The organism is Streptomyces alfalfae (assembly GCF_004127445.1).
In the GTDB taxonomy this organism is placed as follows: Bacteria; Actinomycetota; Actinomycetes; order Streptomycetales; family Streptomycetaceae; genus Streptomyces; species Streptomyces alfalfae.
Genome location: NZ_QEXM01000021.1, coordinates 1 through 2,372, shown reverse-complemented (window position 1 = coordinate 2,372; position 2,372 = coordinate 1). Strand labels below are relative to the sequence as shown.

Annotated in this window: 2 protein-coding genes; both read left to right on the top strand. The window is 68.1% G+C overall.

Annotated features, from left to right (window positions below; all coding sequences use genetic code 11):
- A partial coding sequence (locus tag DCW30_RS36620) for a PLL family lectin (RefSeq protein WP_479683387.1) occupies positions 1-957 on the top strand: 957 nt, incomplete at its 5' end.
- Between the two features lie 47 nt (positions 958-1,004).
- A complete protein-coding gene (locus tag DCW30_RS37375) occupies positions 1,005-2,372 on the top strand; it encodes a PLL family lectin (protein WP_076685800.1) in 1,368 nt (455 codons plus the stop codon).

Below are 2,372 nucleotides of genomic sequence, written 5' to 3'. Positions count from 1 at the left end.
CCGGACCGGCGGCAGCGGCTCGCGGTGGGGATGTCGGTGGACGGCCGTGTGGAGGTGTTCCATGCGGCGGTCGACCAGATCTATCACACGTATCAGCATGAGCCGGGGGGTGCGTGGTCGGGTTGGCGGGCGTTCGGCGGCCCGGCGTCGGCGACGGTCGCGCTGGCGGCGTCACCGGACGGCAGGTTGGAGTTGTTCGCCATGAACGGTGGGACGTTCATGCACCGGTATCAGGCGAAGGTGTCGGGGGAGTGGGCCGATTGGTATGCGTTCGGCGGGGGCGGGGACCATCTGGCGGTGTCCAGGAACCATGACGGTCGCCTTGAGGTGTTCGCTTCCAACGGCGGTGGTGTGCATCACCGTTGGCATGACACGCCGGGTGGGACGTGGCATGACTGGCGGCCGTTGGGTGGTCCTGCGGGTGCGCGGCTTGCGGCGGCTCCGGCGTCGGACGGGCGGATCGAGGTGTTCGCGATGAACGATGACATCTTCCGTCACACCTGTCAGACGGATCTGGTGGGGACGTGGCGGGAGTGGGTGGACTTCGGTCTGGGGGGTGAGCATCTGGCGGTGGCGAGGAACCGTGATGGTCGGTTGGAGGTCTTCGCGAGCAATGACTCGGGGGTGCATCACCGGTGGCAGAACGTTCCGGCCGGTGACTGGCACGACTGGCAGCCGCTGGGTGGTCCGGTGAGTGCGCGGCTTGCGGTGGTGGAGTCGCATGACGAGCGGATCGAGGTGTTCGCCATGAATGACGACGTCCTGCAGCACAACTACCAGGTGGACGCGTCGGGGGCGTGGCGCACCTGGCAGGACTTCGGCGGCGGAGGCTATTTCATCCGGGGGCTGCGCAATCGGGACGGCCGGCTGGAGATCTTCGCGAACAACCCCGGCGGTGTCCACCACCGCTGGCAGCACCAGCCGGGCAGCACCTGGCTCGACTGGCAACCGCTGTGACGCCCTCACCCGACCCCCGTCGACCTCGCACAGACAGGAGCACTCCCATGGCACCCTGCCGCGTACCCCCAAACCGAGACCTGGACGTCACGAAGACGGTGTACACCGTCGGCCGCGACCTCGGTGTCTCCGACAAAGTGATGCTGGCCGGCTTCGAAGCCGGCTGGGTCGAGTCCCACATGAACAACCTCGACTGCGGCGACCGCGACTCCCTGGGCGTCTTCCAGCAGCGCCCGAGCCAGGGCTGGGGCACACCGCAACAGATCATGCACGTGCCGTACGCCGCCGAGCAGTTCTTCACGCGGGCGATCCGCGTCGAGGAGCAGCACCCGAACCTGACGGCCGGGCAGACGGCCCAGCGGGTGCAGCGGTCCGCGTTCCCCGACCGGTACGACCAGGCCGAGGGCAAGGCTCGCGCGCTGCTCGACGAAGCGAAGGAGGCGGTCGGTCCGGGTGAACCGGACCGGCGGCAGCGGCTCGCGGTGGGGATGTCGGTGGACGGCCGTGTGGAGGTGTTCCATGCGGCGGTCGACCAGATCTATCACACGTATCAGCATGAGCCGGGGGGTGCGTGGTCGGGTTGGCGGGCGTTCGGCGGCCCGGCGTCGGCGACGGTCGCGCTGGCGGCGTCACCGGACGGCAGGTTGGAGTTGTTCGCCATGAACGGTGGGACGTTCATGCACCGGTATCAGGCGAAGGTGTCGGGGGAGTGGGCCGATTGGTATGCGTTCGGCGGGGGCGGGGACCATCTGGCGGTGTCCAGGAACCATGACGGTCGCCTTGAGGTGTTCGCTTCCAACGGCGGTGGTGTGCATCACCGTTGGCATGACACGCCGGGTGGGACGTGGCATGACTGGCGGCCGTTGGGTGGTCCTGCGGGTGCGCGGCTTGCGGCGGCTCCGGCGTCGGACGGGCGGATCGAGGTGTTCGCGATGAACGATGACATCTTCCGTCACACCTGTCAGACGGATCTGGTGGGGACGTGGCGGGAGTGGGTGGACTTCGGTCTGGGGGGTGAGCATCTGGCGGTGGCGAGGAACCGTGATGGTCGGTTGGAGGTCTTCGCGAGCAATGACTCGGGGGTGCATCACCGGTGGCAGAACGTTCCGGCCGGTGACTGGCACGACTGGCAGCCGCTGGGTGGTCCGGTGAGTGCGCGGCTTGCGGTGGTGGAGTCGCATGACGAGCGGATCGAGGTGTTCGCCATGAATGACGACGTCCTGCAGCACAACTACCAGGTGGACGCGTCGGGGGCGTGGCGCACCTGGCAGGACTTCGGCGGCGGAGGCTATTTCATCCGGGGGCTGCGCAATCGGGACGGCCGGCTGGAGATCTTCGCGAACAACCCCGGCGGTGTCCACCACCGCTGGCAGCACCAGCCGGGCAGCACCTGGCTCGACTGGCAACCGCTGTGA